General features: G+C 72.0%; 25 protein-coding genes and 1 tRNA gene. 15 read left to right on the forward strand and 11 right to left on the reverse strand.

What is annotated here, in order from left to right:
• Window positions 1-203: 203 nt before the first annotated feature.
• The 3 genes from ABZ809_RS06375 (at window position 204) to ABZ809_RS06385 (ending at window position 4,926) form a co-directional block, all read left to right on the forward strand.
• Window positions 204-2,222 carry a S8 family serine peptidase gene (locus ABZ809_RS06375; RefSeq protein WP_357561331.1) on the forward strand — a complete coding sequence of 673 codons (2,019 nt, stop codon included), beginning with the start codon at window positions 204-206 and terminating at the stop codon, window positions 2,220-2,222.
• A 174-nt stretch (window positions 2,223-2,396) separates the two neighbouring features.
• A complete protein-coding gene (locus tag ABZ809_RS06380; RefSeq protein ID WP_357561332.1) occupies window positions 2,397-3,662 on the forward strand; it encodes a DUF1800 family protein in 1,266 nt (421 codons plus the stop codon).
• A gap of 1 nt (window position 3,663) precedes the next feature.
• Complete coding sequence (locus ABZ809_RS06385) at window positions 3,664-4,926, forward strand: DUF1501 domain-containing protein (RefSeq protein ID WP_357561333.1); 1,263 nt, start codon at window positions 3,664-3,666, stop codon at window positions 4,924-4,926.
• Between the two features lie 8 nt (window positions 4,927-4,934).
• On the opposite strand, the gene ABZ809_RS06390 is transcribed toward ABZ809_RS06385, so the two are convergent.
• The 3 genes from ABZ809_RS06390 to rfbA all read right to left on the reverse strand — a co-directional run bounded on the left by ABZ809_RS06390 (window position 4,935) and on the right by rfbA (window position 7,619).
• On the reverse strand, window positions 4,935-5,987 hold the full coding sequence (locus ABZ809_RS06390) for an LCP family protein (protein ID WP_357561334.1): 1,053 nt from the start codon (window positions 5,985-5,987) through the stop codon (window positions 4,935-4,937).
• Between the two features lie 124 nt (window positions 5,988-6,111).
• Window positions 6,112-6,735: a dTDP-4-dehydrorhamnose 3,5-epimerase gene (rfbC, locus tag ABZ809_RS06395; RefSeq protein WP_357561335.1), complete on the reverse strand. Its 624-nt coding sequence runs from the start codon at window positions 6,733-6,735 to the stop codon at window positions 6,112-6,114.
• Window positions 6,732-7,619 (reverse strand): glucose-1-phosphate thymidylyltransferase RfbA, encoded by an 888-nt coding sequence (gene rfbA, locus ABZ809_RS06400; protein ID WP_357561336.1) that lies wholly within the window; start codon window positions 7,617-7,619, stop codon window positions 6,732-6,734. The genes rfbC and rfbA overlap by 4 nt, the downstream gene beginning before the upstream one ends.
• Window positions 7,620-7,704: 85 nt before the next feature.
• Between rfbA and rfbB the strand changes: the two genes are divergently transcribed.
• Window positions 7,705-8,718, forward strand: a complete 1,014-nt coding sequence (rfbB, locus tag ABZ809_RS06405) for a dTDP-glucose 4,6-dehydratase (RefSeq protein ID WP_357561337.1) — start codon at window positions 7,705-7,707, stop codon at window positions 8,716-8,718.
• Window positions 8,715-9,596, forward strand: a complete 882-nt coding sequence (gene rfbD / locus ABZ809_RS06410) for a dTDP-4-dehydrorhamnose reductase (protein WP_357561338.1) — start codon at window positions 8,715-8,717, stop codon at window positions 9,594-9,596. Before rfbB ends, rfbD begins: the two co-directional genes overlap by 4 nt.
• A gap of 45 nt (window positions 9,597-9,641) precedes the next feature.
• Here the strand turns inward: rfbD and ABZ809_RS06415 are convergent, their stop codons facing one another.
• Complete coding sequence (locus ABZ809_RS06415; RefSeq protein WP_357561339.1) at window positions 9,642-11,123, reverse strand: sugar transferase; 1,482 nt, start codon at window positions 11,121-11,123, stop codon at window positions 9,642-9,644.
• A gap of 300 nt (window positions 11,124-11,423) precedes the next feature.
• Between ABZ809_RS06415 and ABZ809_RS06420 the strand changes: the two genes are divergently transcribed.
• The 3 genes from ABZ809_RS06420 (at window position 11,424) to ABZ809_RS06430 (ending at window position 14,208) form a co-directional block, all read left to right on the forward strand.
• Entirely contained in the window at window positions 11,424-12,257 is an 834-nt protein-coding gene (locus ABZ809_RS06420; protein ID WP_357561340.1) for a class I SAM-dependent methyltransferase, read from the forward strand.
• Between the two features lie 63 nt (window positions 12,258-12,320).
• A complete protein-coding gene (locus ABZ809_RS06425) occupies window positions 12,321-13,145 on the forward strand; it encodes an MOSC N-terminal beta barrel domain-containing protein (protein ID WP_357561341.1) in 825 nt (274 codons plus the stop codon).
• Between the two features lie 97 nt (window positions 13,146-13,242).
• A complete protein-coding gene (locus ABZ809_RS06430) occupies window positions 13,243-14,208 on the forward strand; it encodes an expansin EXLX1 family cellulose-binding protein (RefSeq protein ID WP_357561342.1) in 966 nt (321 codons plus the stop codon).
• 48 nt (window positions 14,209-14,256) lie between these two features.
• Here the strand turns inward: ABZ809_RS06430 and ABZ809_RS06435 are convergent, their stop codons facing one another.
• The 3 genes from ABZ809_RS06435 to bcp form a co-directional block, all read right to left on the reverse strand.
• Window positions 14,257-14,787, reverse strand: coding sequence for a GNAT family N-acetyltransferase (locus tag ABZ809_RS06435; protein WP_357561343.1), 531 nt, complete (start codon window positions 14,785-14,787; stop codon window positions 14,257-14,259).
• 96 nt (window positions 14,788-14,883) lie between these two features.
• Window positions 14,884-14,966 (reverse strand) — tRNA-Leu (locus tag ABZ809_RS06440).
• A 77-nt stretch (window positions 14,967-15,043) separates the two neighbouring features.
• Window positions 15,044-15,520: a thioredoxin-dependent thiol peroxidase gene (gene bcp / locus ABZ809_RS06445; RefSeq protein ID WP_357561344.1), complete on the reverse strand. Its 477-nt coding sequence runs from the start codon at window positions 15,518-15,520 to the stop codon at window positions 15,044-15,046.
• Between the two features lie 158 nt (window positions 15,521-15,678).
• On the opposite strand from bcp, the gene ABZ809_RS06450 reads away from it, so the two are divergent.
• Genes ABZ809_RS06450 through ABZ809_RS06465 form a run of 4 tightly spaced genes read left to right on the forward strand, consistent with a single transcriptional unit; the run spans window position 15,679 to window position 18,319 of the window.
• Window positions 15,679-16,395: an energy-coupling factor ABC transporter permease gene (locus ABZ809_RS06450; RefSeq protein ID WP_357561345.1), complete on the forward strand. Its 717-nt coding sequence runs from the start codon at window positions 15,679-15,681 to the stop codon at window positions 16,393-16,395.
• The gene (locus ABZ809_RS06455) at window positions 16,392-16,784 is read left to right on the forward strand and encodes a PDGLE domain-containing protein (protein ID WP_357561346.1); all 393 of its coding nucleotides are present in this window, start codon (window positions 16,392-16,394) and stop codon (window positions 16,782-16,784) included. The genes ABZ809_RS06450 and ABZ809_RS06455 overlap by 4 nt, the downstream gene beginning before the upstream one ends.
• A 6-nt stretch (window positions 16,785-16,790) precedes the next feature.
• Window positions 16,791-17,561 carry a cobalt ECF transporter T component CbiQ gene (gene cbiQ / locus ABZ809_RS06460; protein WP_357561347.1) on the forward strand — a complete coding sequence of 257 codons (771 nt, stop codon included), beginning with the start codon at window positions 16,791-16,793 and terminating at the stop codon, window positions 17,559-17,561.
• Window positions 17,558-18,319, forward strand: a complete 762-nt coding sequence (locus tag ABZ809_RS06465; RefSeq protein ID WP_357561348.1) for an ABC transporter ATP-binding protein — start codon at window positions 17,558-17,560, stop codon at window positions 18,317-18,319. Before cbiQ ends, ABZ809_RS06465 begins: the two co-directional genes overlap by 4 nt.
• A 175-nt stretch (window positions 18,320-18,494) precedes the next feature.
• On the opposite strand, the gene ABZ809_RS06470 is transcribed toward ABZ809_RS06465, so the two are convergent.
• The 4 genes from ABZ809_RS06470 to ABZ809_RS06485 are packed head-to-tail and all read right to left on the reverse strand — an operon-like array spanning window position 18,495 to window position 21,339.
• Complete coding sequence (locus ABZ809_RS06470; protein WP_357561349.1) at window positions 18,495-19,574, reverse strand: hypothetical protein; 1,080 nt, start codon at window positions 19,572-19,574, stop codon at window positions 18,495-18,497.
• Window positions 19,571-20,287 (reverse strand): thioredoxin domain-containing protein, encoded by a 717-nt coding sequence (locus tag ABZ809_RS06475; RefSeq protein ID WP_357561350.1) that lies wholly within the window; start codon window positions 20,285-20,287, stop codon window positions 19,571-19,573. Before ABZ809_RS06475 ends, ABZ809_RS06470 begins: the two co-directional genes overlap by 4 nt.
• Complete coding sequence (locus tag ABZ809_RS06480) at window positions 20,280-20,804, reverse strand: MauE/DoxX family redox-associated membrane protein (RefSeq protein ID WP_357561352.1); 525 nt, start codon at window positions 20,802-20,804, stop codon at window positions 20,280-20,282. Before ABZ809_RS06480 ends, ABZ809_RS06475 begins: the two co-directional genes overlap by 8 nt.
• 31 nt (window positions 20,805-20,835) lie before the next feature.
• Window positions 20,836-21,339, reverse strand: coding sequence for a sigma factor-like helix-turn-helix DNA-binding protein (locus ABZ809_RS06485; protein WP_357561468.1), 504 nt, complete (start codon window positions 21,337-21,339; stop codon window positions 20,836-20,838).
• A gap of 194 nt (window positions 21,340-21,533) precedes the next feature.
• Between ABZ809_RS06485 and ABZ809_RS06490 the strand changes: the two genes are divergently transcribed.
• The 3 genes from ABZ809_RS06490 (at window position 21,534) to ABZ809_RS06500 (ending at window position 24,679) form a co-directional block, all read left to right on the forward strand.
• Window positions 21,534-22,178 (forward strand): zf-HC2 domain-containing protein, encoded by a 645-nt coding sequence (locus ABZ809_RS06490; protein ID WP_357561353.1) that lies wholly within the window; start codon window positions 21,534-21,536, stop codon window positions 22,176-22,178.
• A gap of 75 nt (window positions 22,179-22,253) precedes the next feature.
• Entirely contained in the window at window positions 22,254-23,918 is a 1,665-nt protein-coding gene (locus ABZ809_RS06495) for a copper resistance protein CopC (RefSeq protein WP_357561470.1), read from the forward strand.
• 17 nt (window positions 23,919-23,935) lie between these two features.
• Window positions 23,936-24,679 (forward strand): YcnI family protein, encoded by a 744-nt coding sequence (locus tag ABZ809_RS06500; RefSeq protein WP_357561354.1) that lies wholly within the window; start codon window positions 23,936-23,938, stop codon window positions 24,677-24,679.
• The last annotated feature ends 194 nt before the right edge of the window (window positions 24,680-24,873 follow it).

Below are 24,873 nucleotides of genomic sequence, written 5' to 3' on the forward strand. Positions count from 1 at the left end.
TCGTCGGCCGCCTGGTAATAGGGGCGGGAGGCGTACCCCTTTGGCATTCGCCACCAATTAGTCCGAACGGCTGAGCCGCCGCTGGCGCTCATCGACGAAGATGGGCTGCGTCTGTGCCGAAGGGCAACGTCGTCCGCTGTCCACAGCGGACGCTCATCGTACGGGGAGTCTGGGTGTTTCAAGCTCGTCGAGTTGGTCGGTCGGTGGCGGGGCTCGCGCTCGCCGCTGTCGCGACCGCCGCAACCCTGTCCAGCGGGAGTGCCGCGTACGCGGCTCCGCCGGACGACAAGAAGGTCGCGGGGATCCTGGGTGCCGCCGACCTGGGCGCCATCAAGGACAGCTACATCGTGGTGTTCAAGGACGGCAAGGCCACGCCGGCCGAGGTCGGTGCGAGCGCCACGGCGCTGACCAAGCGGTACGGCGGGTCGGTGTCCCGTACGTACACGCGCACGATCCGGGGTTTCGCGGCGCGCATGAACGAGGCGCAGGCGAAGCGGCTGGCCGCCAGCCCCGAAGTGGCCTACGTCAAGCAGAACCGCAAGGTGTCCAAGAGCGACACCCAGTTGAACACGCCGTCGTGGGGGCTGGACCGGTTGGACCAGATCTTCGCGCCGATGAACAAGCGGTACACGTACCCGAACACGGCGAGCAACGTGCACGCCTACGTCATCGACAGCGGCATCCGGATCACGCACCAGGAGTTCGGCGGGCGCGCCAGCAACGGCTACGACTTCGTCGACAACGACCCGATCGCGAACGACTGCGACGGGCACGGCACCCACGTCGCGGGCACCATCGGTGGCACCAACTACGGTGTGGCCAAGGCCGTGCAACTGGTGGGCGTGCGGGTGCTCGACTGCGAGGGCAACGGCACGGAGGCCGGTGTCATCGCCGGCATCGAGTGGGTCACGGCGAACGCGGTGAAGCCGGCGGTGGCGAACATGAGCCTCGGCGGTGGAGGCAGCACCGCGATCGACGCCGCGGTGGAGGCCTCCATCGCCTCCGGGATCACCTACGCCGTCGCCGCCGGCAACAGCCAGGACGACGCCTGCTCGTACTCGCCGGCCCGCGCGGCCTCGGCGATCACGGTGGGCGCCACGGACGAGGTCGACTTCCGCGCCTCGTTCTCCAACTACGGGACGTGTGTGGACATCCACGCACCGGGGCATCACATCCCGTCGTCGGTGGCCACCAGCGACACCGCGATCGACAGGTACAGCGGCACCTCGATGGCCAGCCCGCACGTCGCCGGCGCCGCCGCGCTGCTGCTGTCGGCGAACCCGACCTGGGAGCCCACCCAGGTGCGTAACGTCATCGTCTACGGCGGTACCCGGCGGGTCGTGCGGAACACCGCCACCTACAACACCAGCGACGTGATGCTGCGTATCGGCACCACCGCCGTGCCGCAGGTCACCGGCCTGCGGTCCCTGACCAACGGCAAGAACGTCTCGGTCGGGGCCGGCGGCACCCAGCCGCTGACCCCCAGCCAGCCCATGAACCAGATGGGCGACCTGGAGAAGTTCACCGTGATCGACGCCGGCAGCGGCTACATCGCGCTCTCGTCCTGGGCAAACGGCAAGTACGTCACCGCCACCGCCGGCGGCACCGGCGCACTGTACGCCAACGGCAGCACCATCACCGACGCCCAGCGGTTCCAGGTCGTCATGAACGGCGACGGCACCACCAGCCTGATTGCCAAGATCAACGGAAAGTACGTCACCGCCCCGTCCGGCGGCGCCTCGCCACTCATCAACAACGCCACCACCATCGGTGTGGCCGAGAAGTTCATCTGGGCCTCACCCGCTGCGGTCGTCGTGCTGCGGGCAACCGTCAACGGCAAGTTCGTGACGGCGGCGGAGGCCGGCAAGAGCGCCCTGATCGCCAACTCCACCACCGCGACCAGCGACTGGCAGAAGTTCGACATGCTCGACATGGGTGCCGACTCCATCGCGCTGCGGTCCCACGTCAACAAGCGCTTCGTCAGCGGGCCGTCGGGCGGCACCCGGCCGCTCATCGCCAACGCCACCGCGATCGGCGCGGAGCAGTCCTTCTGGCTCTACCACTGGGGTGACGGCAACCTGCTGTTCCAGGCCCAGACCAACTACAACCTGGTGCAGGCGCCGAACAACGGCAACTCAGCGCTGATCGCCAACTTCAATCCGTCCGCGGCCGAGCCTGGCCCCTCGACGATGTACACCTACGAGGTCTTGAAGGTCGGCTGACCACCAGCGACTGAGGGCCCCGTCCTGACGTGACGGATCCGGTGGGCCGCCGAGACGCGTGCGATGCGCGTCTCGGCGGCCCTTCCGCGTCACCACGACACTCCGAGCCGGAGCTGCTGGAGTACGGGGCCCCGGGGCTCGCCCGGGTCATCGGCTTCGCATACATTTGCTGGCATGGCCGACGTCTCGTTGCTCCTTCGCCGCGCCGGCTTCGGTCCCACTTCCGCCGAGCTGGCTGCTGCGAAGAAGGCAGGCTACGAGGCAACCGTCGCCGCCCTGACAGCGCCGACAGCGCCGGACGTGGGGGCGCTGGGGGCTCCCATGCCGGGACTCGGCCCGGATCCCTTCGCCGGGTTGCCGAACCCCACTCCCAGCCAGCGGAGCAAGGGGGATGAACAGCGCCGGGAGCAGACGAAGCGGCTCACCCAGTGGTGGCTGCACCGCCTTACGGTCGCGGACCACCAGACCCGCGAGAAGCTGTGGTTCTTCTGGCACGGGCACTGGGCCACGTCGGTCCGGAAGGTGATCCGCCCGCAACTGATGCTCCAGCAGCACAGGACCCTGCGCAGCTCGCTCGACTTCTCGGTGATGGCGCACCGGATGATCACCGACCCGGCGCTCGTCTACTGGCTCGACGGGCAACTCAACTCGCGGGCCGCCCCCAACGAGAACCTCGGCCGCGAGTTGATGGAACTCTTCATGCTCGGCATCGGCAGATACACCGAACGCGACGTGAAGGAGGCGGGCCGTGCGCTGACCGGCTGGAAAATCGACTACGACCGGGGCCGCGCTTACTTCAGCCCTGCCTCGCACGACGGTGGCAGGAAGACCATCCTCGGCGTGACGAAGAACTTCGACGCCCACTCGCTTGTGGATTTCCTGCTCAATCACGAGGCCTGCCCGGGGTTCATCGCCGAACGGTTGTGGTACCGCTACGCATCGTCGACCGAGGTGATTCCGAATTCCACCCGGGCCAACATGGTGCGCGCGTTTCCGGACTCGATGTCGATGCTGCGGACGCTCTTCGGGGACGACGCATTCCAGACCAGCGCCGGCAGGCTGGTGAAGCAGCCGACGGAATGGTTCGTCGGCGCGATGCGGCAATTGGGCCTGCGGCCGGGAAAGCTGTCCGACGACGTGCTGACGTACGCCCTCAACGCCCTGGAGCGGTTGGGGCAGTTGCCGTTCGCGCCCCCGAGCGTCGAGGGGTGGCCCGCGGGAGCGGAGTGGCTGACGGTCGGGGCGGCGCAGGTCCGCCTGAACCTTGCCGGTCGGATCGCCCAACTGGTCTCGGCCCAACGGCTGACGCCGGAAGACGTGGCACACGTCCTGGCGATCGAGACGTGGACCAACAGGACGTACTCGGCCCTGAAGGGCACAACCGATCCGCAGCGCTTGTTGACCCTCGGGTTGGCCAGCCCGGAATATCTGGTGACGTGACATGGACGCATTGACTCGGCGCAAGTTCCTGCTGGCTTCCGGCGTGGTCGGCGGCGGCGCCATCGCCGCCGGGGTCGGGGGACTGGGCCTGGCTGACCTCCTCAAGACCGCTAGTGACGCGGCCGCCAGTGAAGATCACCGCAAGACGCGCAAGCTGGTCATCGTCACGCTGTACGGCGGCAACGACGGGCTCAACACGGTCGTGCCCTACACGGACCGGGCGTACTACGCGGCCCGACCCGAGCTGGCCTACGAGCCTGAACGGGTGCTTCGGATCGACGACTCGCTCGGGTTGAACCCGGTGATGAAGGGCCTGAGTCGACTGTGGGGCGAGCAGCGCCTGGCCGTCGTTCTCGGGGCCGGTTATCCCAAACCGGACCGCAGTCACTTCCGATCCATGGACATCTGGCAGACCGCCTCACCGGGCGGTCCGGCCACCTCCGGCTGGGTCGGCCGATGGCTGGACGGCATCAAGGCCGTGCCGGAGGCCGCGGTGAGCTTCGAGCCCATGCTCCCGCCCCTGCTCGTGGGGGAGACCCGTACCGGGGCCTGCGTGAGTATCGGTGGGCTCAGGTTGCCGGCCGGGGTCACCACGGAAATGGTCGGGGTGCTCGGGCGGCGGGAACCGAACGAATCCGAGATGCAGGCACGGGCGGCGGACGCCTATGCGAATCTCATCAAGATCGACCAGCTCATCCAGGATGCCGAAGCGGTGGACGCCCGGACGGACGCCCCCGTCGCACCGGAGATCACGGCCACGGGCACGGGCGGGGCGAACGTCCTCTCCGAACAGCTCTCCCGGGTGGCTCAGTGCGTCGAGGCCGGGGTCCCCACCCGCGTGTACTCGGTGAGCCTCGGTGGATTCGACACGCACGCGGCGGAGAGGCCCGGCCACGAGCTGCTGTTGCGCCAGCTCGACCAGGCGTTGACCAGCTTCGCGGGCAGGCTGGCACAGACCGAGGCTGGTCGACGGGTGACCGTGGTCGTGTACAGCGAGTTCGGTCGGCGGGTCCGTGCGAACGCCTCTGACGGCACCGACCACGGCACCGCCGGGCCCGTCTTCGTCCTGGGTCCCCAGGTCGCGGGCGGGCTCTACGGGGAGCAGCCGAGCCTGACCGACCTGGATGACGGCGACCTCAAGGCGACGACGGACTTCCGCGACGTCTTCGGTACGTTGCTGGCCTCGGTGTTGGACGCGGATCCGGCACGCTATCTCGGCGGCGGGTACGAGCCGAAGATGCTGCCGCTCCTCGTGCGCGACTGACGCTCTCCCTACTTCCCGAGGCTCAGGATGTCGGCGACCTTGTCGCGGCGGACCGCGTCGTAGAACGGCTCGGTCTTCTCCGGATTCGCGAAGACCACGCTCTCGCTGCCGACCCGCCCGGTGCCCTTCGTCGGGCTGGTCAGGAACGTGAGGTTACCGCTGCGCAGGTTGCGCAGGTCGGTTGCCATGTCCAGCAGGGACATCTTCTCGTCGACCGACACGGCGTTGGACGACGCCTTGACGAACGAGTTCAGCCGCGCCGGGTTCGTGACGATGCCACCGGTGACCGCCCGATCCATGATCGCCCTGATCACCTGCTGCTGGTGCCGGATGCGCGCGAAGTCCCCGTCGGCGAACTGCTTGCGCTGTCGCGAGTAGTCCAGCGCCGCCTCGCCGTCCATCCGCTGCTTGCCCTGGTTGAACGTGCGGAACGGGGGGTGGATCGAGGTGAAGTTCTTCTCCACGTCGACTTCGATGCCGTCCAACGCGTCGATGATCTCCTTGAAACCGGCGAAGTCGACGATCATGACGTGGTCGATCCGTACCGAGGTGAACTTCTCCACGGCCTGCACCATCAGCGGGACCCCGCCCCAGGCGTACGCAGCGTTGATCTTGGCGTCCCGGCCGCCCTGGCTGCCGTCCTTCGACCGGGGCACCGGCACCCAGGTGTCCCGCGGGATCGAGATGAGCTGCGCGCTCGAGCGGTCCTTCGGCAGGTGCGCCAGGATGATGGTGTCGGTACGGGAACCGGTCGTGCCCTCCGGATCGCGGGAGTCACTGCCGAGGATCAGGATGTTCAACGCGTCCTGAGTCACCACCTGCGGACGGCTCTCCTCCGGGACGCCCTCGAAGGCGTCGACGCGTTCGATGCCGGATTCGACCGAGCGGAGGTAGAGCCCGCCCGCGATCATGCCGCCGCCGCCGAGCAATGCCAACACCAGGAAGGTGATCAGGACGACGCGCTTCCACCGGGGACGCCGCCGGTGGCGCTTGTCGCCAGGCTCCGGCTGGCTGCCGGGAGTCTGGGTCTCGGGCTCCGCGTACTGGTGGTGATTGGGCATGGCGTGATGCTACTGATTCTGGTTCCGAACCGAGTACCCCGTCCGGCCGACCCGGGCGTGAAAACGTCCACATCATCGGGCCCGGCCAGCGTTGGTGGACCGTTCCCGCCGGGAGACGGGGAAGCTATTCCCCGCTAAAGGCGGGACCAGTTCCCGCATCCGGGCCGGCGGTGAATGCACGGCAGGTCTGGTAATCCGGCAGCAGTCCCGATTCCCGCGCCTCGGCCAGGCTCGGCGCCGCCGCGTCCCGGGCCGACAGTTGCGGTGACTCCGTCGGCCAGTCGATCGCCAGCTCGGGGTCGAGAGGGTGCACGGCGTGCTCGGCGGTGGGGTTGTACGTGGTGGAGCAGAGGTAGCTCAGGGTGGCGTCGTCGGTGAGGGCGCAGAAGCCGTGGCCCAGCCCCTCGCCGACGTAGAGGGCGCGCCGGTCGACGTCGTCGAGGCGGATCGCCTCCCACTGACCGAAGGTCGGCGAGCCCACACGGATGTCCACGACGATGTCGATGACGGACCCGCGTACGCATGTCACGTACTTGGCCTGGCCGGGTGGCACGTCGGCGAAGTGGATGCCGCGGACCACGCTGCGCGCGGAGACCGACAGGTTGGCCTGGGCGAGTCGGAGTGGATGCCCGACCGCCGCAGCGAGCTGGTCGTGGCGGTACCACTCCATGAACAGCCCGCGCGGGTCGCCGTGCTGCTGGGGGTTGATCTCCCAGGCCCCGTCGATGCTCAGCGGTCGGATCTTCATCGGTGGGTGTCCCCCGGGTGGTGCTCGGCGAGCAGGCCGAGCAGGTAGTCGCCGTATCCGCTCTTGGTCAGGGACTGGGCGAGCGTGTGCAGGTGCTGGTCGTCGATCAGGCCGGCCCGCCAGGCGACCTCCTCGACGCAACCGATCTTCAGGCCCTGGCGTTCCTCAATGACCCGCACGAACTCGGCGGCCTGCATCATGGAGGTGAAGGTGCCGGTGTCGAGCCAGGCGGTGCCGCGGTCCAGCACCGTCACCGACAGTTCGCCCCATTCGCGGTAGGTCTCATTGACCGCCGTGATCTCCAGTTCGCCACGGGCGCTGGGGGTCAGCTTGCCGGCGATGTCCACCACCCGGTTGTCGTAGAAGTAGAGGCCGGGCACGGCGTAGCGGGACCTGGGGCGGGCGGGTTTCTCCTCGATCGACAGCACGCGCCCGGCCGGGTCGAAGTCGACCACCCCGTAGTCCTCAGGGTTGGCCACCGGGTAGGCGAAGATGCGCCCACCGACCAGGTCGCCGTCACCGGTGAGCTGCCGGCCCAGGCCGACGCCGTGGAAGATGTTGTCGCCGAGGATGAGCGCCACCGACTCGTCGCCGATGAAGTCCGAGCCCAGCAGGAACGCCTGCGCGATCCCCTCCGGGCTGGCCTGCGTGCGGTACTCCAACCGCAGGCCCCACTGGCTGCCGTCACCGAGCAGCCGCTGGAACTGGGACTGGTCCTCCGGCGTCGTGATGATCAGGATCTCCCGTACCCCTGCCATGATCAGGGTGGAGAGCGGGTAGTACACCATCGGCTTGTCGAACACCGGCATCAGCTGCTTCGACACGGCACGGGTGATCGGCCACAGCCGGGACCCGGTGCCACCGGCGAGAAGGATTCCGCGCACCGGGGGAGACTACCCGCACCGGCGGGCACCTGAGAACGGCCTCACGGTCCGGCTGTCCTGGTGTTTCGCGTACACTCTACGATCCGTGAGGATCCTCGTCACCGGCGGTGCCGGCTTCATCGGGTCGGAGTACGTTCGGATGCTGCTGGGCGTGCCCGGTGGTGATGCCGCAGGGGTGCCGGCCGTCGAGCCCACAGCGGTGACCGTGCTCGATGTGTTGACGTACTCGGGCAACCTCGCCAACCTCGCACCGGTGGCCGAGGACCCCCGGCTGCGGTTCGTGCAGGGGGACATCTGCGACGCCGCCCTGGTCGACGAGGTCGTTCCCGGCCACGACGTGATCGTGCACTTCGCCGCGGAATCCCATGTCGACCGGTCGATCGATGGCGCCGCCCCGTTCGTCACCACGAACGTGCTCGGCACCCAGACCCTGCTCGACGCCGCGCTGCGGCATGGCACCTCCCGGTTCGTGCACGTCTCCACCGACGAGGTGTACGGGTCCATCGCGGAGGGCTCCTGGACCGAGGACTGGCCGCTGGCGCCGAACTCGCCGTACTCGGCCGCCAAGGCCGGCTCCGATCTGCTGGCGCTGGCCTACCACCGCACCCACGGCATGGACGTCGTGGTCACCCGCTGCTCCAACAACTACGGGCCGTACCAGTTCCCGGAGAAGATCATCCCGCTGTTCGTCACCAACCTGCTCGACGGCGGCACCGTGCCGCTCTACGGCGACGGCGGCAACATCCGGGACTGGCTGCACGTGCACGACCACTGCCGGGGTATCGCACTGGTGCAGGGGAAGGGCCGCGCCGGCGAGGTCTACCACATCGGCGGCGGCACCGAACTCACCAACTCCGAACTCACCGGCCGGCTGATCGAGGCCTGCGGCGCCAGTTGGGACCGGGTCGTGCCCGTCACCGACCGCAAGGGCCACGACCGCCGCTACTCCCTGGACATCAGCAAGATCAGCACTGAACTCGGGTACGCCCCGAGCATCGACCTGGAGCGCGGCCTGGCACAGACCGTGCGGTGGTACCGGGACAACCGGGCCTGGTGGGAGCCGCTGAAAGCAGGCACCACGCCGCTGGTCACCGCGTGAGCCGGCTGCTCGTCACCGGGGCCGGCGGCATGCTGGGCCGGGACCTGGTGGCCGTCCTGAACTCCCGAGGCGACCTCTCCGTCAGGGCCACCACGCGCGCCGAGCTCGACATCACCGACCCGCAGGCGGTGCGAGCCGCCGTCACCGGGTACGACATGGTGATCAACACCGCCGCGTGGACCGACGTGGACGGGGCCGAGACGCAGGAGGAGGCCGCCACCGCCGTCAACGGCCATGCCGTCGCCCACCTCGCCGGAGCCTGTGCCGCAACCGGCGCGCGAATGATCCACATATCCACCGACTACGTCTTCTCCGGCGACGCCACCGAACCGTACGCGGAGGATGCCGCCACGTTCCCGAACAGCGCGTACGGGCGTAGCAAGCTCGTGGGGGAACTCGCCGTCACCCGGCTCCTCCCCGACACCGGTCACATCGTGCGCACCGGCTGGCTCTACGGCGAACACGGATCCAACTTCGTCGCGACCATGCTGCGGCTGGCCGGCCAGCGGGAGCACCTCGACGTGGTCGACGACCAGCGGGGGCAGCCGACCTGGTCGCACGAGCTGGCCGAGCAACTCGTCGCGTTGACCGACGCGGCACTCGCCGGCCGTGCCGCCCCCGGCGTCTACCACGGCACCGCATCGGGCCAGACCACCTGGTACGGCCTCGCCCGCGCCGTGTTCACCCTCCGCGGCCTCGACGCCGACCGCATCCGGCCGACCACCAGCGACCGCTACCGACGCCCGGCTCGCCGTCCCGCGTACAGCGTCCTGGCCCACGACCGCTGGGCGGCAGCGGACCTGCGGCCCCTGGCGGACTGGCGCTCGGCCCTCGCCCGGGCGCTGGACACCGTGTCGCCGGAGGCTTTCGGGAGGTGACCAGCGGCGGCGCGGCCGGTCGGGTCCGGTGCCGGCCGTGCCTGGTCAGCGACCCCCGCCGCGGAACACCTCCGTCACCGTTCGGAGCACGACCTTGATGTCCAGCCAGAGCGACCAGTTCTCGATGTAGTAGTTGTCGAACCTGGCCCGGTCGGAGATCGGCGTGTCGCCCCGCAGGCCGCTGACCTGCGCGAGCCCGGTGAGCCCGACGGGTGCCCGATGGCGCATCGCGTAGTTCGGGTACTCGGCCGAGAACTTCTCGACGAAGTACGGCCGTTCCGGCCGCGGCCCGACCACGCTCATGTCGCCGCGCAGGATGTTCCACAACTGGGGCAGTTCGTCCAGGGACGTGCGACGCATGAACCGCCCGATCGGGCTGACCCGCCGGTCGTGCGCGATCGACCAGTTCGTCTGGGACTCCGTCTCGTCGACCGGGCGCATCGACCGGAACTTGATGACCTTGAACGGCTTGCCGTACCGGCCGATCCGCTCCTGGTAGAAGAAGATGCCGCGGCCGCCGTCGAGGAACGTCGCGACCGCGCAGAGCAGGAGCACCGGGCTCAGCAGCAACAACGCCACCATGGCGAAGAGCGCGTCGGACGCCCGCTTGATGGCCCACCGTGGGCCGGACAGGGTCGTGTCACCGATCTTGACGATCGGGATGGCACCGATGTGGTCGGGATAACCGGCCTGGGACCGGGAACCCCAGAGGCGGGGCACCGCCCAGAGGTCGCAGCGCGAACTGCGGGGCTGGAGCAGGGTTTCCATCAGTGTGGACTCCGGGCAGTCCGGGTCGGCGATGACCAGGACGTCACACTCCAGCAGCCTGACGAGGTGTTCGAGGTTGTCGAGGGTGCCGGTCAACGGAAGCGCCCCGACCCCCTGCCGCGACGGGGCGTCGACACAGCCGACGAACCGCAGGCCGTACTGGGGGTAACGCCGCAGCAGCCGGGCGAGTTCCACGCCGATCGGGCCGCTGCCGATGATGATGGCGTTGTGCTCCACCCACCGGCGCTTACGCGCGGTGACCATGAGCATTCTGCTGACCGCCCGGCCGAGGATCACCAGTACGGCGGAGAGTACGACGCCGCGCATGAACCCGGCCACGTACTGCACCGAGGCGTGACGTTCGGCGGCGATGATGCCCACCACCGCGGCGGCGGCGAGAAGTCGTCCGAAGAGGCTCGGCAGTTCGTCCAGGATGCTGAGGTGACGGCGGGGCCGGTAGAGCCCGCCGGCCGCGAAGATGGCGATCGTGAGGCAGGCGTTGGCCAAGGTCCCGCGCCAGTAGTTCTGGGTCAGCAGCAGCGGGGCGAGCAGCGCGACGACGTCGATGGGAGCCGTCATCATCCAGGCGCGCAGGCCGCGGGTGCTCTTCGAGGCCCGGGAACTGGCGTACGGCAGCACCGCGGTCGTGTCGAGATCGGCGCGCGTCGCGGCGGTCTCCGTCGACTCGCTCGTCAGCCGGACGGAGGGGATAGCGCCGAACGCACCCCTGTCGCCGGTTGGGTGATGCTGGGGTGCCATCGCCTGCTGCGATGGTCCGCCGACGTGCGCGGCCGTTGCAGCCGGGTCACTTACCGTCGGTTGGCTTGACATGGTCGACTCTCCCCCGTGACAGCCCCTGGGCACATCTGACAACCCAGTGGGCGATCGCAGGCTACGACCGGGTTGGCCGCCCCGCCAGATCTGGACCGGCATTTCATGCTCCTACTTTACGGCGGTCAGGTGCATGGGCAGGCGTGCCAGGACGGCCGTGTCGGTCCGGGAGCCCTATCGAGAATCTTCACCGGCGGTTGCGCCCGGTCGCCTGGTAGAACCGTTCACGTGGACGCAACGAAGCTTCGACGGGCCATCGCCCGTACCCCCCTCGCTCCCGTCGCCGCCTTCCCCAAGCGGCTGGCCCGCGTCGCCCGCCACGACGCCAAGGTGCTGCGCACCTCGGTCCGCTGGCTGGTCACCTCCCGGGAGCACCACAACTACACGTACGAGCTGACCAAGCTGAGCCGCCACCACCTCGCCTGGTTCGTCAGCGTGGTCTGCGACGTGCCCGTCAAGCAGGTGCGCGCGTACTTCGCCGAGATCGAGTCGGACGACGCGCTGCGCCGGCACATCGAGTCCGCCACCATCGGTGCCGCCCGCCGGGGCCTGGCCGACAAGCAGGTCCGCTACGCCCGCCGGATCGGCTGGTACGCCATCGTCCGCGCCACCAAGCCGGCGCACGTGGTGGAGACCGGCGTCGACAAGGGACTCGGGAGCTGCGTGCTCGCCGCCGCGCTGCTGCGCAACGCCGCCGACGGGCATCCCGGCCGGGTCACCTCGCTGGACATCAACCCCGAGGCCGGCTACCTCGCCCGGACCGCGCCCTGGTCCGAGGTGGTCGACCTGGTCATCGGCGACTCGATCGCCTCCATCGCCGCCCTGGACCGCCCGGTCGACCTCTTCCTGCACGACAGCGACCACAGCCGGGCGCACGAGAAGCGGGAGTTCGAGGCCGTCGAGGCCAAGCTCGCTCCCGGCGCGCTCCTGCTCACCGACAACGTCACCACCACCAACGTCCTCGGCGAGCACGCGGAACGCACCGGCCGGCGGTTCCTCGCCTACCGGGAGACCCCCGCCAGGCACTGGTATCCGGGGGACGGCATCGGCGTGGCCTGGTGAGGCCGTGCGGGCCGGTGCCCTTCCGGGGCAACGGCCCGCTCCGGCGGGTGGCAGGGTGAGCTGATGCGGTTGAACGCTATCCACACGTACCCCGTGAAGGGCGGCCACCGGCGCGACCACGACGCCGTGGCCGTCGAGCCGTGGGGCCTGGCCGGCGACCGGCGCTGGATGGTCGTCGACGCCGACGGCCTCGGCGTCACCCAGCGGGAGACCACCCGCCTGGTCGCCCTGCGCGCCGCACCCCGCGACGGGGGCCTGCTGCTGCGCGCCGAGGGCCACCGCGACCTGGTTGTGCCCGAGCCGGCGGGCGGCGAGCCGGTCATGGTGCGGACCTTCCGCCACCGGAAGCTGCCGGTGCCCGCGCTCTCCGCCGGCCCGGCGGCGGACGCCTGGGTCAGCACGCTCCTGGGCCGCGCCGTCCGCCTGGTCTGGCTCGCCCGCCCGACCCGGCACATCCCGTCCGGCGACCGCGAGCACGACACCGGTGACCGGGTCAGCTTCGCTGACGCCTATCCGCTGCTGCTGGCCAGCACCGCCTCGCTCGACGCGGTCAACGGGTGGCTCGCCGAGGCCGGTGCGGAGCCCGTGCCGATGGCGCGGTTCCGCCCCAACCTGGTGGTCGAGGGCGCGCCGGCGTGGGCCGAGGACGACTGGGCCGGCCGCCCGCTGCGCGTCGGCGGCGTCCGCTTCCGCGCCGCCGGGCCGTGTGAGCGCTGTGTGGTGACCACCATCGACCAGGAGACGGGGGTACGGGGGAAGGAACCGCTGCGCGTCCTCGGCCGGTTCCGCAACATCCGGCAGAAGATCGTGTTCGGGCTGCACGTCGTGCCCGAGGAGACGGGCATGGTGGCGGTGGGTGACGCGGTCCTGCCCGATTCCCGCTCGTGAGGCGGGGGCGGACCCGGCCGTCGCCACCGGCTGCCCACCCGGGCTTTCGCCCAGCCTGCTTGTCCGACAGGGCGCCCGTGCGGCAGCATCGACCGGCGTGACCGACGGTACCGCTCCCACGGAGGGCCCGCGCGGGCCCGGACGTCGCCGCGCGCCCCGTCCGCGCGCCCGCCGGTGGCTCGCCGCCGGGGGCGTCGCGGGCCTCGCGGCGGTCCTCGGCCTGACGCTGGCCCTGCGTTCCGGTGCCGCCCCGGCCTGCGCCGCACTGCCCGCCGCCGCGCCACCCGCCGCCGGTGTGGTCCACAAGGGAAAGGCCACCTTCTACGACTCGAAGGGCGCCGGCGGGAACTGCTCCTACCCGTCCGCGCCCGCGAACCGGCTCTACGTCGCGCTGGGCCCGGCCGAGTACGCGACCGGCGCGGCGTGCGGCGGGCACCTCGACGTGACCGGTCCGAAGGGCACCGTCCGCGTGCTCGTCATGGACCAGTGCCCGGAGTGCCCGGCCGGGCACCTCGACCTCTCCCGGGAGGCGTTCGCCCGGATCGCCGACCCCGTCCAGGGCGTCGTCCCGGTCAGCTACCGCGTGGTGGTGGACCCGCCGCTGTCCGGCCCGCTCACCTTCCGGATGAAGGAGGGCTCGTCGCAGTGGTGGTTCGCCGTGCAGGTCGCCGGCCACGGCAACCCGCTGCGCGCCGTCGAGGTGCGGCAGGCCGGTGCCGGGGGCTGGCGGCAGGCGACGCGGGAGGAGTACAACTACTGGCTCGTCGCCTCCGGGGCCGGACCCGGACCGTACGAGATCCGGGTCATCGACAGCCGGGGGCACCGGGTCGTCGCCACCGGCGTCCGGCTGGCGCCCGGCCAGGTCCAACGCGGCACCGTCCGGATGTACGGCCGGGGCGCCTCCGCCGTCACCCGCGCGCCGTCGCCGACGCCCTCGGCCCGGCCCAGCCGCTCCGCCCGGGCGATCCCGTCGGCGACCACGTCCTCCGCCGGCCCCGTCGTGGACGCGGCGGTCGAGCCGCGCGCCGCCGGCTCCGCGTCAGCACACGACTGCGCGGGCTGAGGTCGCCCCAGGCCCGGCGCAGGCCGCCGGCGGGGCCGAGCCCGGTGGCTACCGTGGCGGGGCGGTCAGGTCCAGCCACATGAGGACCTCGTCGCGGTCGTCGCCGGGGGAGACCCGCAGCGCGCCGGGCAGCCGGCCGACCTCCCGGTAGCCGAGCCGGCGGTAGAACCGGTCCAGCCCCAGCCCGTCCCGTACGGTCACGTGCAGCGCCTCCCAGCCCAGTTCCCGGCCGAGGCGCTCGGCCTCACGCATCAACGCCAGGCCGTACCCGTGGCCCTGGGTGTCCGGGTGGACCATCACCCGCTTCAGCACGCACCAGTGCGCCTTCAGGTCGAACCGGTTGTCGGAGAAGATCAGCGCGGCGACAGGCCGCTCGTCCGCGTATCCCACCAGGAGCCGGTCCACGCCCTCGGCGATGCCGGCGAAGGTCGGGTCCGCCGTGCGCCGGACGTCGGCGACGGTGACCGGCGGCACGAAGCCGACCGCCCCGCCGGCGTTGGTGACGTCGACCCAGAGGTCGACGATCCGGTCACGCAACTCGGGGGTCAGCTCGGGGTCGAGGACGAAGCGCAGGGTCACGCGCCAATCCTGACGGGTACGGGTCGCGCCGACCCGGGATCGTGACGCGCCCGACAGGGCGCGCGACGAAGGCCGGCCGGCACGGCCCGGGCTCGGTGCGGGAGGGGGGATTCGAACCCCCACGTCCTTTCGGACAATAGGACCTAAACCTACCGCGGCTGCCATTACGCCACTCCCGCCGACCCGCTGAGTCTAGAGTGTCGGGCCGCGCCGGTGGTGGGCCGGCCGTACCGCCGGCCCCGCCGGCGCGGCGTCCTCAGTCGAGCCCGAGGTCCCGGCGCAGCTTGGCGACGTGGCCGGTGGCCTTGACGTTGTAGAGCGCGCGTTCGATCTTCCCGTCGGCGTCGATCACGAACGTCGAGCGGATCACACCGGTCACGGTCCTGCCGTACGACTGCTTCTCGCCGTACGCGCCGTAGGCCGTCAGCACCGCCTTGTCGGTGTCGGCGACCAGCGGGAAGGTGATGGCGTCGCGCTCGCGGAACTTCGCCAGCTTCTCCGGCTTGTCGGGTGAGATGCCGACGACCTCGTAGCCGGCCGCCTGGAGGGACGCCAGCGAGTCGCGGAAGTCGCAGGCCTGCTTGGTGCAGCCGGGCGTCATGGCCGCCGGGTAGGCGTACAGGACGACCTTGCGGCCCCGCAGGTCGGCCAGCGAGAGCCTCTCGCCGGTGTCGGTGGGCAGGCTGAACTCCGGCGCGGGGTCACCGGGGGAGAGGCGGTCGGGCGCGGTCATGGCACGACCCTACCGCCGGCCCCGGCCGCCTCCCGGCGGCACGCCGTCGGCCCGCTCCGACAGGCGTACGCCGTGTTGCCAGATATTGGCAACTACGAGCATGAGAAATAGGCTGACGTCACCGGCGCGGACTGGCCCGCCGACGCGTGGGAGGTCACGTGGAAACCCTGGCGATGCACATCTCGAACGGGATCATCGACGGTCCCGTCGCGGCGGTCTTCGCGGCGGTGGCGCTGGCCGCGATGGCGTTCTGCGTCCTGCGCGGCAGGCGCGACCTGGACGACCGGCTGGCCCCGATGGCCGGGCTCGTCGCGGCGTTCATCTTCGCCGTGCAGATGCTCAACTTCCCGATCTTCACCGCGGGCGTCAGCGGTCACCTGCTCGGCGGGGCGCTCGCCGCGATGCTGGTCGGCCCGTGGATCGGGGCGCTCTGCGTGGCCGTGGTGCTGGTCGTGCAGGCGCTGGTCTTCGGCGACGGCGGCGTGGCGATGCTCGGGCTCAACGTCACCAACATGGCGGTGCTCGGCACCGCCGCCGCGTACCTGCTGATCGCGCTGCTGCTGCGGGTGCTGCCCCGCACCCCGGCCGGCCTCGGCGTGACCGCCTTCGTCTCGGCGCTGGTCAGCGTGCTGGTCGCGTCGATGGGCTTCGTGTTCCAGTACTGGCTGGGCGGTACCACCGACCTGGGCGGCAACCTGGGCAGCCTGGCCGGGACGATGGCCGTGGCCCACGTGCTGATCGGCATCGGCGAGGGCGTGATCACCGCGACCACCGTGGTCACCGTCGCCAAGGTCCGACCCGATCTCGTCTACGCGCTGCGCGGGCTGCGGTCCGCCCCCGCGTCCGCCGTCCCGGCTGTCGGAGGTGCCCGGTGAGGAAGCGTCCCTGGGGTTTCGTCGTCGGCGGGCTGCTGGTGGCCCTGTTCCTCGCCGGGGTCGTCAGCAGCTTCGCCTCGTCCCACCCGGACGGGCTGGACTCGTCGCTGCGGGAGGGCTGCACCTTCGACGCCGACGACAACATCACCGGCGGCAGTTGCCCCGCCCAGCGGGAGAAGGAGCACGAGATCGGCGGCCCGCTGGCCGACTACGGCGTGGCGGGGATCGACAACGACCTGCTCTCCACCGGCCTGTCGGGCGTGCTCGGCGTGCTGCTCACCTTCGCCGTGGCCGGCGGCGCCTTCTGGCTGGTCCGGCGTCGCGGCCCGGGGGAGGAGGTCACGACCGACCGGCAGCCCGCTTCCCGCGGCGTGCCGGGCCGCGAGTAGCGACGGATGGGCGCCGGGCACGCGCACGTGCTGTACCGGGAGCGGACCTCACCGGTGCACCGGCTCCCGCCCGAGGTCAAGATCGCGGCGATGGTGGCCTTCACCCTCGCCGTGGTCGCCACGCCACGGGCGGCGTTCTGGGCCTTCGGCGCGTACGCCATCCTGGTCGCGGCGGTGGCGGCGCTGGCCCGGGTGGAACCCGGCTGGCTGCTGCGCCGGTCGCTGATCGAGCTGCCGTTCGTGCTGTTCGCCGTGGCGCTGCCGTTCCTCGGTGCCGGCGAGCGGGTCGACGTGCTCGGCCTGCGGCTCTCCTCCGACGGGCTGTACGGGGCGTGGAACATCGTGGCCAAGGGCACCCTGGGCGTGCTCGCGTCGCTCCTGCTGGCCGCGACGACGACGACCCGGGACCTGATCCTCGGGCTGGACCGGTTGCGCTGCCCGCAGATCCTGACCCAGATCGCCGCGTTCATGCTGCGCTACCTGGACGTGCTGGTCGGCGAGGCCCGCCGGATGCGGGTGGCCCGGCTGTCCCGGGGCGACGACCCGCGCTTCCTGTGGCAGCTAAGCGGCTTCGCCGCCGGCATCGGCGCGCTCTTCCTGCGCGCGTTCGAGCGTGGCGAGCGGGTCTACCTGGCCATGCTGTCGCGCGGCTACACCGGCCGGATGCCGGCGGTGTGGCAGGGCGCGGGCGTGGCGACGGCCGGCCAGTGGCTGGTCGCGGCGACGGTGCCGGCCCTGGCGGTCACCATCGCCGCCACCGCCGTCGTGCTGACATGATCGACGTCGTGCAGACCGCCGTCTCCCTGGACGTCCGTGGCATCCGGTACGCCTACCCGGACGGGCACGTCGTCCTGCACGGGGTGGACCTGAGCGTGCGGCGCGGCGAACGCGTCGCGCTGCTCGGCCCCAACGGCGCCGGCAAGACCACGCTGGTGCTGCACCTCAACGGCATCCTCACGCCGACCGAGGGGAGCGTGAGCGTCGGCGGGCTGACCGTCAGCCAGGACCGGGCCACGCTCGCCGAGGTACGCCGGCGGGTGGGCATCGTCTTCCAGGACCCGGACGACCAGCTCTTCCTGCCCACCGTCGCCGAGGACGTGGCCTTCGGGCCGGCCAACCTGGGGCTGCGCGGGGCGGAGCTGTCCGCCCGGGTGGACGAGGCGCTCGCCGCGGTCGGCATGGGCGAGCACCGGGACCGCACCCCGCAGCACCTCTCGTTCGGGCAGCGCCGCCGGGTGGCGGTGGCCACCGTCCTCGCCATGCACCCGGAGATCCTGGTCCTCGACGAGCCGTCGTCCAACCTCGACCCGGCGGCCCGTCGCGAGTTGGCCGAGATCCTGCGCGCCCTGCCGGTGACGCTGCTGATGGTCACCCACGACCTCCCGTACGCCCTGGAGCTCTGCGACCGCTCGGTCGTCCTCGACGCCGGCCGGATCGTGGCCGACGGCGAGACCCGGGACATCCTCGCCGACGCCGACCTCCTCTCCCGCCACCGCCTGGAACTCCCCCGAGGCTTCACCCCCACCCCGCCCTGAAACCCCTTCCCCTCCCTCCCCTCCCTCCCCGCCCGCCCCCGCCCGTGGCTGTCATCGTCGATCTTGCACTTGCTGCCCCGACAAACACCGCATACCGCCCAATCCGAGGGCCGAAAGTGCAAGATCGACGGCGCGCGGCAAGCGCGGGGCGCGCGGCGCGGGGGGAGGGGGAGGATCAGGGGTGGGCGGGGGTGGGGGTGGGGTGGCGGGAGGTGGCGTGGAGGCGGAGGGCGCCGGCCGCGGTGGCACCCGCACCCGCCACGAGGACGAGGGCGATCAGGATCCGGGCCGTCGTCGCCGGCCACGGCACGGGGGCGACGGCACGGGCGAAGACGGCGGCGTTGGCCACCCCGGCGAAGAGCGCCAGGCAGGCCCCGGCCAGCGCCAGCGCGAAGTCGGCGGCCGGGCGGCGGGCCAAGGCGAAGAACCCGGCCGCGATCGCGCCGAGCCCGGTCAGCAGCGCCCAGACCTGGCCGCCCAGCAGCCCGGTCAGCACCCCGCCGACGCCCCGCGCACCGGCGTCCAGCTCGCGGCCCACGGTGAACACCACCGCGGCCACCCCGCCGAGCACCAGCAGCCCGCCGAGCCCGGCCAGCGCCCGCGCGCCCGGCCCGGAACCGGCCGGCAGCAGCCCGAGGGCCCCCACGGCGAGCAGCCCGACCGTGGCGACCACCCACCAGACGTACGCGTCGGGCGGCGGCACCCAGTCGAGGGTGCCCCGGATCTCCCCCGTCTCGGTGCCGGCGCGCAGCGGCACCGCCCAGTCCCGCACCCGGTGCTCCCGGTCGGGGGCGGCACGCACCTGCGGCGGCGGCGCCGACTCCCGCCACAGCGCCCGCTGGTCGTGCCAGCGCGCCGTGGTGGAGCCGTCGACCCGCCGCCAGTCGGGGGCGGCAGCCGGGTCGACCTCGGCGGGCAGCCTCGTGTCCCCGGCGATGGTCCGGTTCAGGTACGTCGCGGGGGAGCGGGTGTTCTCGTACACGCCGTCGGGGCCGATGCGCAGGTAGGGCTCGCCGGAGTAGCCGATCACCTCGACGGGACGGTCGCCGGTGTTGGTCAGCTCCAGCCGGGCGCCCGCCTCCACCACCCGCACGGTAACCCCGGGCAGTCCCGGGGTTACCGCGCTCACCTCGGTGCGGTAGTCAGTGCCGTCGGGGGCGTCCGCCCCGTGCGCGGCGGCCGGCCCGGCGACCGCGACCGTCGCGGCCAGCGCACCAGCGAGCACCAGACCGGCACGGGCGAGGGTGCGGATCACTTGCCGGCCGCCTCCACCGCCGCCTTGATCCCCTCCGGGCTGCGGTCGGCGACGGGCTTGCCGTCGATGAGGATGGTCGGAGTGCTGGTGATGTTGGCCTTGCTGGCCTCCTCCGTGACGTGCTCGGTCCACGGCTTGAAGGTGCCCTCCCGCAGGCAGGAGGCGAACCCGTCCCGGTCGATGCCGGCGCCCGCCGCGATGTCGGCCAGCTCGCTGTCGCTGAGCCCCGCACCACCCTCGGGCGGCTGCCGCTCGAACAGCGCCTTGGCGTACTCCCGGTACCTGCCGCCCTCCGCCGCGCAGCCGGAGGCCGCCGACGACCGGGTCGAGTACTCGGTGGTGGAGAAGCGGTTCAGGTAAGCCACCGGGTGGTGGACGACCCGGACCTTGCCCTCGCTGATGAGCTGGTCGAGGGTCGGGCCGCTGAGCTGCTCGAACTGCTTGCACGCGGGGCAGAGGAAATCCTCGTAGACGTCCACCGTGACCGGGCCGGAGCCGGCGACGACCCCGGTGCCTGCCTCGTTCGCGCCGGTCGGCGCGGTGAAGTCGTCGGAACGCTGGCTGGAGTAGACGCTCCAACCGATGAGGCCGGCGATCACCAGGACGGCGACGGCGGCCACGGAGACCCAGAGCGTCCGCTTGCGCCGTTGCTCCCGGGCCAGCTGCTCGCGGACCACCCGGGCGGAACTCTTCTGCCCCTTGCGACTACTCATCCTCGTCCTCCACGGATGCGTTCCCCGCCAGCCAGCCGTCCACCGAGACGGGGGTGCGGGGCCAGATCAGCAGGAATCCGGCCAGTGCCAGGAATCCCAGGTCCCGGAGGATCTCCGGGAGGTAGCTCGGGTTCTGCCCCTCGGCGAGTTGCCCACCGGTGCCGAAGCAGCCGCAGTCGATGGCCAGGCCCCGGGTCCAGGCGGAGACGATGCCCACGATGAAGACCACCAGCAGCGCCGTGGAGACCCCGGCGGTCAGTCGGGTGGCGAGCCCGAGGAGCAGCAGCAGGCCCAGCGCCAGCTCGACGAAGGGCAGCGCCGCGCCGATCACCGTGGCGAGGTCGTACGGCATGACCTGGTAGGCGTTGACGGCGCGGCCGGAGGCGGCCAGGTCGCCGACCTTGCTGCCGCCGGCGATCAGCCACACGGCGGCCAGGCCGAGCCGGGCGGCGACACCGAGCCAGGGGCGGACGACGGGCCAGCGGGCGGCCCGGGTTGGCGGTGCGGTCACGATCATTAGTCGGTCCGCCGCCCGCAACGGTTCCCGCTCATCCGGCGAGGGCGTCGCCGACCGCCTCGACGAGGTCGTTGCGGGCCCGGGCCACCCGGGAGCGGATCGTGCCCACCGGCACCCCCTCCACGGCGGCGGCTTCGGCGTACGACAGGCCGAGCAGTTGGGTGAGCACGAACGCCGCGCGCCGCTCGGCGGGCAGCCGGCGGACCAGGTCGGCGGCGCCGAGCTGGCCGACCGGATCCGGGTGGGGGTGATCGGTCCACGCGTTGGCGGCGAGCCGCTCGCCGAGCCGCCGGCGGCGGACGACGGTGCGCAGGTGGTCGGCGCACGCCCGGCGGGCGATGCCGAGCAGCCAGGTACGCGCGCTGGACCGCCCCTCGAACGCCGGCAACGCCCGGAACGCCCGCAGATAGGTCTCCTGGGTCAGGTCGTCGGCGCTGTCCGGATCGACGAGCGCGGCGGTGAAGCGCCACACCTCGGCCTGGGTGGTCCGGACGAACGCGGCCTGGGCGACGGGATCCCCGTCGCGGGCGGTCAGCGCCCACTCGGTCGCCGGGTCCCGGCCGCCGGCGCCCGTGTCGGCGGGCGGGCTGGCGGCGGAGTTCTCGCGCGGGGCGGGGATCACGACAGTTCAGGTTACGCGGGGCGGCGCGGCCCGGCAGGGTCCTTCGGCCCTTCCATGGCCTGCGCCACGCCGGGAACTATTCGGGTACGCCGGCCGACTATCCCCACATGACATGCGACGACGTACGTGCGGCGCTGTCGGCGCGGCTGGACGGCGAGGATCCACAGGCGGCACCGGCGGTGCTGGACGCGCACGCGGAGAGCTGCCCCGGCTGCCGTGCCTGGCTGAGCCGGGCCGAGCGGGTGACCCGGCTGGTCCGGGTGCAGGCGGTGGCGGTGCCCGACCTGACCGCCTCGGTGCTGGCGGCGGTCGCCGCCGACCCGGTGGCGTCCGGCGGCGCGCGGGCGGCGGCCCGGCGTGCCCGCCGTCAGGTGCTGCGGGTGGCGGTGGCGGTCGCCGCGGTCGCCCAGTTGGCGATCGCGCTGCCGATCCTGCTCGCCGGGCTGGGCGTGACCGTCGACCCGCACACCAGCCGCGAGATGGCCTCCTTCGACGTGGCGCTGGCCGTCGGCTTCGCGCTGGCCGCCTGGCGGCCCGAGCGGGCCCGGGCGTTCGTGCCGGTGGCGTTCGTGCTGGCGGTCTGCCTCGCCGGCACGAGCGCGTTCGACATCGCCAACTCGACCACCGCCGTGGTGCACGAGGTCGGCCACCTCGCCGCGGTCGTGCAGGCGGGGCTGCTGTGGGCGCTGGGACGGGTCAGCGACGAGTCGGAGCGCCGGGCGTCGCCCGCGCTCCTGGCCAACCATGGCTGACGCCGGGCCGGCCCGGCGGGCTTCGAGGGGGACCGGCATGGTCGGAGTCGCGCCGGACGGGCCGCGTTCGAGAGCATTGCCGGCATGAGTGTCGCCAACCACCGTTGGATCGCCCGGCTGATCGCCACCGCCGGCCTGCTGGTCACCGTCGTCGCCCTGCTGATCGCCCCCGCCGGCCCCGCCAGCGCCCACGCGGTGCTGGTGAGCAGCAGCCCGATCGCCTCCTCGGTGGTGCCGAACGGGCCGGCGGAGGTCGTGCTGACCTTCAGCGAGTCCGTGCGCAAGGTGTCGGGCAAGATCCGGGTGATCGCCCCGGACGGCTCCCGCGCCGACCAGGGCGAGCCCACCTTCGAGGGCAGCGTGGTCACCATCCCGGTCGATCCGGACGGGGCGCGCGGCACCTACCTGGTCAGCTACCGGGTGATCTCCGCCGACAGCCACCCGGTCTCGGGCGCACTCACCTACTCCGTCGGCGCGCCCTCGACGCCCCCGACCGACAGCGGGGACGACAACCGCGCCGACCCGGTCGTCGCCAACTCGATCAAGGTCCTCAAGGCCGTCGGCTATGTCGGCCTGCTGCTGCTCGTCGGGCCGGTGCTGGTGCTCGCCGCGCTCTGGCCGCGCCGGCTGTCCCGGCGGGGTCCGGCGCGCCTGGCCTGGGTGGGGCTCGGCCTGCTGGCGTTCACCACCGTGGCGAACGTCGTGCTCCAGGTGCCCTACACCGCCGGCGGCGGGGTGACGGACGTGACCGGCGAGCGGATCAGCGACGTGCTGGGCACCTCCTTCGGCGCCGCGCACCTGGTCCGGCTGGGTCTGCTGGCCGCGGCGGCGTTCCTGGTCCGGCCCCTGATGGCGGGGCCGGTGGAGCGGAGCGACCTGGTCATCCTGGGCGTCCTCGGGGTGGCGGCGCTGGTGACCTGGCCGCTGGCCGGGCACCCGGCCGCCTCGCCCGCCCCGGCGGTCTCCGTCGTCGTCGACGCGGTGCACCTGGGCAGCATGGCGGTCTGGCTGGGCGGGCTGGTGATGCTCGCCGGCTTCCTGCTGCCCCGGGCCGACGAGCGGGAGTTGGGCGCGATCCTGCCGATCTGGTCGCGCTGGGCGGCCCTGGCCGTCTCGGCGCTGCTGCTGGCCGGCATCGTCCAGGCACTGATCGAGGTGGCCACCCCGGGCGCGCTGGTCAGCACCACCTACGGGCGGCTGGTACTGGCCAAGACCGGGCTGTTCGTGCTGGTGATCGCGGTGGCCGCGTACTCCCGGCAGTTGGTGCGCCGGCGCACGGCCGCCGGCCGCCCGACTCCCATGCGGCGGGCGGTCTGGGCGGAGCTGGCGATCACGGCGGTGGTCCTCAGCCTCTCCGCCGTCCTGGTGCAGACCACCCCGGCCCGCACCGCCGGCGCCGACGTGGCCGGGGTGACGGACGGCTACTACACCGCGACCCTGGACAGCCCGAACTTCTCGGTCCAGATCGAGCTGGATCCCGCCGAGCGGGGCAGCAACACCGTGCACTTCTACGCGTACACGAAGGACAACCGGCCCCAGCCGGTGGTGGAGTGGCGGGCCACTGTCGCCCTCCCGTCGGCGGGCATCGAACCCATCCAGGTCCCGCTGCTGCGACTGACCGACAACCACGCCACCGGCGAGATCAACTTCCCGGCGTCGGGCGAGTGGCAACTGCGCATCACCGCCCGTACGTCGGACATCGACCAGGCCACGGTGACCGCCGCCGTGCCGATCAAGTAACAGGAAGGCTCGCACCCATGATCCGTCACCGGCGTTCCGTAAGCGTCGCTGCCGCCCTGGCGCTCGGCGCCGTCGCCACCGCCGTCTTCGGCTTCGCGGCGCCCGCCTCGGCCCACGTCACGGTCAACCCGCAGGAGGCGACGCAGGGCGGGTACGGCCGGTTCGCCTTCCGGGTGCCGAACGAGAGCGACACGGCGTCCACCACCAAGCTGGAGGTGGTGTTCCCGGAGAACGCGCCGGTCGGCTCGGTGTCGACCATGCCGGTGCCCGGCTGGACGGTGGCGGTGGAGAAGCGCAAGGTCGACCCCCCGATCGAGGTGCACGGCAGCCAGCTCACCGAGGCCGTCGCCAAGCTCACCTGGACGGCCGCTCCGAACGCGGGGGTCAAGCCCGGGGAGTTCCAGGAGTTCCCGGTCTCGATGGGGCCGCTGCCGCAGGTCGACACGATGATCTTCAAGACGTTGCAGACCTACTCGGACGGCAACGTGCAGCGGTGGATCGACGAGCCGCTCCCCGGCGGTGAGGAGCCGGAGAGCCCCGCCCCGGTGCTCACCCTCGCCGCCGCCGCGCCGTCGGCCGCCCCCACCGGCCCCGCCGGTTCCGCAGCCCCCCGGGCCGACGATGACGACGACGATGACGCCGAGGGCTCCGGCCTGGCCACCGGGCTCGCCGTCGCCGGCCTGGTCGCCGGCGTCGGCGGCCTGCTGCTCGGCGGGCTCGCCTACTCCCGGACGCGGCGGGAGCCCACGCCGAAGGCCTGACCCCGCACCCGCCCACCGGCCCGTCGGAACATCCGGCGGGCCGGCTGCTTTCCGGGCCCGTGCCGTGGATATCCGCTGATCAGCCGCCCCGCGTCGGTAAGGTCGGCCGGGTATCCGGCCACGGAGGGAGACGAGGCGAATGCGGTTCGTGCGGATGCTTGCCGGAATGGTGCTGGTGACCGTCGGGATCACGG

This window comes from Micromonospora sp. NPDC047074, from assembly GCF_040643815.1.
Lineage (GTDB): Bacteria > Actinomycetota > Actinomycetes > Mycobacteriales > Micromonosporaceae > Micromonospora.

Coding starts and splice junctions, on each gene's coding strand:
- ABZ809_RS06390 (WP_357561334.1), bottom strand. CDS start 5,987: ATGCCCAATCACCACCAGTACGCGGAGCCCGAGACCCAGACTCCCGGC.
- cbiQ (WP_357561347.1), top strand. CDS start 16,791: ATGGGCGCCGGGCACGCGCACGTGCTGTACCGGGAGCGGACCTCACCG.
- ABZ809_RS06385 (WP_357561333.1), top strand. CDS start 3,664: ATGGACGCATTGACTCGGCGCAAGTTCCTGCTGGCTTCCGGCGTGGTC.
- ABZ809_RS06490 (WP_357561353.1), top strand. CDS start 21,534: ATGACATGCGACGACGTACGTGCGGCGCTGTCGGCGCGGCTGGACGGC.
- ABZ809_RS06500 (WP_357561354.1), top strand. CDS start 23,936: ATGATCCGTCACCGGCGTTCCGTAAGCGTCGCTGCCGCCCTGGCGCTC.
- ABZ809_RS06380 (WP_357561332.1), top strand. CDS start 2,397: ATGGCCGACGTCTCGTTGCTCCTTCGCCGCGCCGGCTTCGGTCCCACT.
- ABZ809_RS06465 (WP_357561348.1), top strand. CDS start 17,558: ATGATCGACGTCGTGCAGACCGCCGTCTCCCTGGACGTCCGTGGCATC.
- ABZ809_RS06475 (WP_357561350.1), bottom strand. CDS start 20,287: ATGAGTAGTCGCAAGGGGCAGAAGAGTTCCGCCCGGGTGGTCCGCGAG.
- ABZ809_RS06425 (WP_357561341.1), top strand. CDS start 12,321: ATGCGGTTGAACGCTATCCACACGTACCCCGTGAAGGGCGGCCACCGG.
- rfbC (WP_357561335.1), bottom strand. CDS start 6,735: ATGAAGATCCGACCGCTGAGCATCGACGGGGCCTGGGAGATCAACCCC.
- bcp (WP_357561344.1), bottom strand. CDS start 15,520: ATGACCGCGCCCGACCGCCTCTCCCCCGGTGACCCCGCGCCGGAGTTC.
- ABZ809_RS06415 (WP_357561339.1), bottom strand. CDS start 11,123: ATGGCACCCCAGCATCACCCAACCGGCGACAGGGGTGCGTTCGGCGCT.
- ABZ809_RS06480 (WP_357561352.1), bottom strand. CDS start 20,804: ATGATCGTGACCGCACCGCCAACCCGGGCCGCCCGCTGGCCCGTCGTC.